Origin of the sequence: Pseudonocardia charpentierae (genome assembly GCF_031845345.1) — a bacterium.
GTDB lineage: Bacteria > Actinomycetota > Actinomycetes > Mycobacteriales > Pseudonocardiaceae > Pseudonocardia > Pseudonocardia charpentierae.
The window spans coordinates 1-5,945 of record NZ_JAVREJ010000067.1 but is presented as its reverse complement, the minus strand read 5'-3'; the positions used below and the strand labels follow the sequence as shown (position 1 = coordinate 5,945).

The window sequence follows — 5,945 nt, the reverse complement described above, 5'->3', positions numbered from 1 at the left end:
CACCATGGCCCTGCTCGCCACCCCGACACCACCGGAAGGGGTGGCCACCGCCGAACTCATGACGGCATGATCTGAACCGCAGAGCCTCCCGCGGAGCGAGTTACACCACGCAGCGGGACGCGACCCGGGCGATACTGGGATTGAACCAGTGGTCTCTTCCGTGTCAAGGGCGATGCACCATCACGGGCGCTACTTCCGAGTACCGTTCCATGTCTTTTGACCTGCAGGTTCGTGCTGCCACGTGCCGAGGTGTGACGGCCGCTGCGCGATGGTTCGCTCCGGATTTGCTCCGCCTTCCGGATTGATATGCGCTCTCGCCGGGCTCACCACGCTCGCACCCCGCGGCAGTCCTTGCCGGGCTCGGGTGCCACCGTTTCCGTCCCGCACTCGGTGCCGTCTGCCAGCTTGGCGAGACAAGCCCAGGTGTGGTGCCCACCGCATCGGCAGGGCCGCCAGCCAGCGAGCACCAGGCCGGCTCGGTGCGGCTGGTGCTCGACCCGGTCGCCGTCGCCCACACCGCGATCCGCGCAGAGGGCGACGACCGCGCACCAGACGAGGTCGAACAGTTCCGCCGGTTCCTCGACACCGCCACCCCCCGCCGACTTCGACCCGGACTGATCCTCAGTGCAGGAACAGTTGCGTCTGGTCAACGTCGAGTCAGCGACGGATTCGACACGGCCTACTGGGGAACTCACCGCGCATGCCCTCGCTCTCACCCGACGAGCGTGCCTGGCCTCCGGTACTCAAGGCCGGGTGGCTCCGCCAGACCTTCCTGCATTGGCCGTTCCGACCGGCCGACGTGCAGGTTCTTCTGCCCCGAGGGCTACTGGTGGACGAGTACGACGCCATGGCCTGGGTGAGCCTGACCCCGTTCCTGATGGCAGACCTGCGGCCGGCGGTTGTGCCGATCAAGACCCGCTTCACGACCTTTCCCGAGACAAACCTGCGGACCTACGTCCGCCGGCCCGACGGGCGCGACGGAATTTGGTTCCTGTCCCTTGAGGTGGGCAGCGCCGCGATGCTCGCGGCCCGCTGCGCCGTTGGCGCCCCGTACCATCTCGGCGACCTCAGCGTGTCCGAGCACGAGGGCACCGTGGTGTACGCGGGCGCCCGACGAGGCGGCGACCCGTCCTACCACCTCGTCGTCCGGCCCGGCGATGCGATACAGCCCTCCGACCGGGACATCTGGCTCACCTCCCGATGGCGCGCCTACACACGTCGCTTCGGAATACTGTTCGAGACCCCCGTCGAGCATGAGCCATGGCCGCTGTTCACCGGCGTCATCGAGCAGCTCACCGAAAAGCTGGTGCGCTCGGCCGGACTACCCGCACCCGACGGCGACCCTGTGGTCCACTTCTCGCCAGGAGTTCGCAACGTCCAGATCGGCGCCTCCCGCCCCCTCCCGGAGTTGAGGCACCGTCCGACGCGGGGCTCGAACCCACGAACTGACGGAGTATGAGACAAGCCGTCGACGACGACCGTGACCTCCACCAGCATCGACAGTCACAGCGTCGACCACTCAGCCTCACCACCACCATTCCGGTAGACGCAAGCTCGCGTCACGACACGTGATGCTGATCAACAACTGCGGGGTGCGTTCGGCAGCTGGCAGACAGCTGCTTCACCTTCCAAAGGTCGGCGTCGAGAGCCTGCGCGAACACCACGAGCCGGCACCGGAAGATCGGCTATCTGCCACGGGTGTCGGCTCGTCTGCTGACTGCTTCCCGCAAATGTGCGAATCAGAATGGTCCTGCCAGCTAAAGTAGCCGGATGGTCGGCTATCCCTTCGACCTCGGCACGTACACCCGCCCGGTGTCGACGGCCTCCCCCGCCGCCCAGGCGTGGTTCGACCGCGGCCTGGTATGGAGCTACGGCTTCAACCACGAGGAAGCGGTGCACTGCTTCGAGCAGGCCCTGGAGCACGACCCCGGGTGCTCCCTCGCCCACTGGGGAATCGCCTACGCCGCGGGCCCCAACTACAACAAGGACTGGGACGCCTTCGACGCCGTCGACCTGCACGCGTCGCTGCGGCGCGCGCACGCCACCATCACCTCCGCGCGCGAGGCCGCCTCGAGCGCGGCCGACGTCGAGCGCGACCTGATCGAGGCGCTGGCGAAGCGGTTCCCCGGGCCCGAGCCGGTCGAGGACTTCGGGCCGTGGAAGCTCGCCTACGCCGACGCGATGGCCGACGTCCACGCACGCCACCCCGACGACCTCGACGTCGCCGCCCTGTACGCCGACGCGATGATGAACCTCACCCCGTGGCAGCTGTGGGAGGTCGCCACCGGCGAACCCGCAGCGGGCGCGCGCACGTTGGAGATCAAGCGGGTCCTGGAGCAGGCGCTCGGCCTGCCCGGTGGGATGACTCATCCGGGCGTGCTTCACCTCTACGTGCACCTGATGGAGATGTCCGCCCATCCCGAGCAGGCGCTGGGCCCGGCCGACGCACTGCGCACGCTGGTTCCCGACGCCGGCCACCTGCTCCACATGCCGACGCACATCGACGTGCTCTGCGGCGACTACGCCCGCGTGGTGGCCGACAACGAGGCCGCCATCGCCGCCGACGACCGCTACGCCGCGCACGCCGGCGACACCGGCTTTTACCAGCTCTACCGCGCACACGACCACCACTTCCGCATCTACGGCGCAATGTTCAGTGCCCAGCGACAGGTCGCGCTCGACGCGGCCGGCGCACTCGAGGCGATGCTCAGCGAGGAGCTCCTGCGGGTCGAGGTACCACCGATGGCCGACTGGCTCGAGGGCTTTGTTCCGATGCGCATCCACGTGCTCGTGCGCTTCGGCGCATGGGACAAGCTCATCGCCACCCCGCTGCCGAAGGACCCCGAGCTCTACTCCGTCACCACAGCGATGATTCACTATGGGCGCACACTCGCCTACGCCGCGACGTCCCAGATCGCCGAGGTGCGAGCCGAGCGCGAAGCCTTCCACGCAGCCGTCGCACGCGTGCCCGAGTCGCGCTACCTGTTCAACAACACCTGCCTCGACATCCTCGCCGTCGCCGCCGCGATGCTCGACGGGGAGCTCGCCTACCGCGAGGGCGATTACAACGAGGCCTTCGCGCACCTGCGCCACGCAATCGAGCTCGACGACACGCTGCCCTACGACGAACCCTGGGGCTGGATGCAGCCCACCCGCCACGCCTACGGCGCCCTGCTGCTCGAGCAGGGCGAAGTCGAGCTCGCCGAGGCCGCCTACGCCGCCGACCTCGGACTCGACGCCACACTCGGCCGCGCATGCCAGCACCCCGGCAACGTCTGGAGCCTGCACGGCTACCACGAATGCCTCACGCGCCTGGGCAAGGACGACGCCGCGCGCGTGATCGCACAGCAGCTCGAGCTCGCCGCCGCACGCGCCGACGTCCCGATCCGCGCATCCTGCGCATGCCGGATGTCGGTCGCCTAGCCCGGAGGGTGAGCTGCGCCGTCTCGAGCGGCACGTGGTGCTGCGGGCAGTTGTGCGGATCGTCATCACCGGTGCAAGCGGCTGTCTGAAGCGCCCCGGCTGTGGTGGAGGCCCTGAAGCCACGGGAGGGTGGTCTTCGTGCCGGCACCGAGGAAGTTCAGCGACGAGATGAGGCAGCGGGCCAAGCGGATGGTCCGGGAGGCCCGGGCGCAGGAGCCCGGGCTGTCGGTCAACGCCGCGTGCAAGCTGTTGGGCACGCACCTTGCCGACGCCGGGCAGGGAGTCAGGCAACGTCGAGACTCTCATCTTCCCGATGACGGGGTTCGTCAGGCTCTCCGCGAACACCTCCGCCAGGCTCTGGTCCCGTGCTTGAGTCCATCCATCACCTGCTGCTCGGTCATGGTTATCTCCTTACAGCCGTGTGGGCCGGTCCGGACACCGCGGTCGAGAGCCCCGTCGTCGCTGCGCCGCCACAGCCTTCGGCAACGACGATCTTCGGATGAAGATCGGGTCGCTACAACCGTGGCGCGGCTCGCCAGCCTCAGGCCCGCTCAGTTGGGCGTGCCCTACCGCGGCGACGGGCCATGCCTTGGACGGCTCGGACGAGGTGCCGCCACGCCCGAGCCCTCCGAGCGGGTCGTGGCTCGATTGCGACGTTCTCGGCGGCGGCTCCGACTGCGATCCGGTCCCGCCAGACCGCGTCGCGCGTCGCATGCACGGAGATCGGCGGAAACCAGTCGATCACGTTGCGACGGACGACGTAGTGCGACCGACACCTCGACTGCCCGTTGCCGACGGACGGGTGCAACGAGACCGCGCCGTCGAACGTCAGCCGCCACCCACCCCGGCCGAGGGGCGTGACGACTTTGAACCCGCACCCGCAGGCGCACAGGTGAACCGCGGTGGCGTACTGCATGGAGATGTACAAGACACCGGCCTCGGGCTGCAACGGGATGTACTCGTCGAACCGGGGTTGCAGGCGCTCCCACTTCACAGGGCGCCCTCCGCGCAGGGTTCGTGCTCGGTGTCGCCGTCGCCATAGCGGTTGTAGATCTCGCCGACGTCTATGCGGTACACGCTGTGCCGCTCGTCCTCGGTGTCGGCGTAGAACCCAAGAGTCTTTTTGAACCTGACAACGGCCAGGACGGCCGCCAGCGCGTTCAGCTCCGCCACTTGCAAGTTGGTCTCATAGGCGTGTGGGTGCCGAGAACCCTGTCACGGCGCCTGATCAGCACCTTCTCGGCAGCCGACCTCGCGGGCACTGCCCCGCAGCCTCCGCGGCATGCTCGCTCGCTGTGGTCTTCCGACTGGTCTATCTGCTGCTCGCCCGCGTACTGAGCTGGCTGGCGCTGCTCGCTCGATCCGGTGCAGCCAAGGACGTCGAGATCCTGGTGCTCCGACACGAGGTCGCCGTGCTCCGCCGACACAATCCTCGCCCGGCCTGGACCTGGGTCGACCGCGCGGTCCTCAGCGCGCTGAGCAGACTGCTGCCCACGCAGCTGCGCAGGCTACGGCTCGTCTCGCCCAGAACCCTGCTGCGCTGGCACGCCCACCTCGTCGCCCGCAGGTCGACCTATCCGCAGCGACGCCCCGGCCGGCCACCCGTTCCGCAGGCGACCCGGTCCCTGGTGCTACGGATGGCGAAGGAGAATCCGACCTGGGGCTACCGCCGCATCCACGGGGAGCTCGTCGGGCTCGGCCTCCACATCGCTGCCTCCACAGTCTGGAAGAGTCTGGAAGATATTGAGGAACGCCGGCATCGACCCCGCTCCCCTGCGCTCCGGACCGACCTGGCGACAGTTCCTCGCCGCACAGGCTCACGCGATCCTCGCGGTCGACTTCGCCCACGTCGACACCATCTTCCTCCGCCGCCTCTACGTCCTGGTGGTGATCGAGCACGGCACCCGTCGCGTGTACCTCGCCGGGATCACCGCCCACCCCACCGGGGCCTGGGTCACCCAGCAGGCCCGCAACCTGCTCATGGACCTCGGCGACCAGGCACACCGGTTTCGGTTCTTGATCCGCGACCGGGACAGCAAATTCACCGCCGCCTTCGACGCGGTGTTCGCCGGCGTCGACATCCGCATCATCCGCACCCCGGTTCGAGCACCGCGCGCTAACGCGATCGCCGAGCGCTGGATCGGCACGCTGCGCCGCGAATGCCTCGATCATCTCCTGATCATCGGACAGCGTCACCTCGCGACGGGGCTGCAGGAGTACGTCGAGCACTACAACACGCACCGCCCGCACCGATCGCTCCATCAACGCCCGCCCGCGGGCCGCACTCCCCCGCTCTCCGCAGCGTCCGTTCGGCCGCTGCGGAGAAATCGGCTCGGCGGCCTCGTACACGAGTACGTGCAGGTAGCGTGACGTGACCGAGTTCTCGGCACCCACAGGCGTCCGGCACCGTCGAACGAGGCGTCGAGCGACGGCCCGGAGTCGACACGCACTTCCGAATCGCCTCCAACACCAAGACGATGACGGCGGCGGTAATCCTCCAGCTCGCCCAAGAGGGCAAGATC

At 68.5% G+C, this 5,945-nt stretch carries 5 protein-coding genes and 2 pseudogenes; 4 read left to right on the top strand and 3 right to left on the bottom strand.

Translation table 11 applies throughout. The features are described 5' to 3' along the window. The first annotated feature begins 700 nt into the window (after positions 1-700). Both RM445_RS31725 and RM445_RS31720 read left to right on the top strand, forming a co-directional pair. Entirely contained in the window at positions 701-1,459 is a 759-nt protein-coding gene (locus RM445_RS31725) for a YqjF family protein (RefSeq protein WP_311560560.1), read from the top strand. A 311-nt stretch (positions 1,460-1,770) separates the two neighbouring features. Continuing rightward, positions 1,771-3,423 carry a tetratricopeptide repeat protein gene (locus RM445_RS31720; RefSeq protein WP_311560559.1) on the top strand — a complete coding sequence of 551 codons (1,653 nt, stop codon included), beginning with the start codon at positions 1,771-1,773 and terminating at the stop codon, positions 3,421-3,423. Positions 3,424-3,678: 255 nt separating this feature from the next. Here the strand turns inward: RM445_RS31720 and RM445_RS31715 are convergent. From RM445_RS31715 to RM445_RS31710, 3 genes and pseudogenes are all read right to left on the bottom strand, one after another. Then, positions 3,679-3,777, bottom strand: a pseudogene (locus RM445_RS31715) (integration host factor, actinobacterial type); the annotation flags it as partial. Between the two features lie 187 nt (positions 3,778-3,964). Continuing rightward, positions 3,965-4,339, bottom strand: coding sequence for a DUF6527 family protein (locus RM445_RS32680; protein ID WP_397469451.1), 375 nt, complete (start codon positions 4,337-4,339; stop codon positions 3,965-3,967). Positions 4,340-4,413: 74 nt separating this feature from the next. Next, positions 4,414-4,596, bottom strand: a complete 183-nt coding sequence (locus RM445_RS31710) for a hypothetical protein (RefSeq protein ID WP_311560558.1) — start codon at positions 4,594-4,596, stop codon at positions 4,414-4,416. A gap of 570 nt (positions 4,597-5,166) precedes the next feature. Between RM445_RS31710 and RM445_RS31700 the strand changes: the two genes are divergently transcribed. Further along, entirely contained in the window at positions 5,167-5,793 is a 627-nt protein-coding gene (locus RM445_RS31700; protein WP_311560557.1) for an integrase core domain-containing protein, read from the top strand. A gap of 62 nt (positions 5,794-5,855) precedes the next feature. After that, positions 5,856-5,945: pseudogene (locus RM445_RS31695) on the top strand (serine hydrolase); the annotation flags it as partial.

What these genes read in the sequence shown, in the direction of transcription:
- RM445_RS31725 (WP_311560560.1), top strand. Translation starts at nt 701, where the DNA reads ATGCCCTCGCTCTCACCCGACGAGCGTGCCTGGCCTCCGGTACTCAAG.
- RM445_RS31720 (WP_311560559.1), top strand. Translation starts at nt 1,771, where the DNA reads ATGGTCGGCTATCCCTTCGACCTCGGCACGTACACCCGCCCGGTGTCG.
- RM445_RS32680 (WP_397469451.1), bottom strand. Translation starts at nt 4,339, where the DNA reads ATGCAGTACGCCACCGCGGTTCACCTGTGCGCCTGCGGGTGCGGGTTC.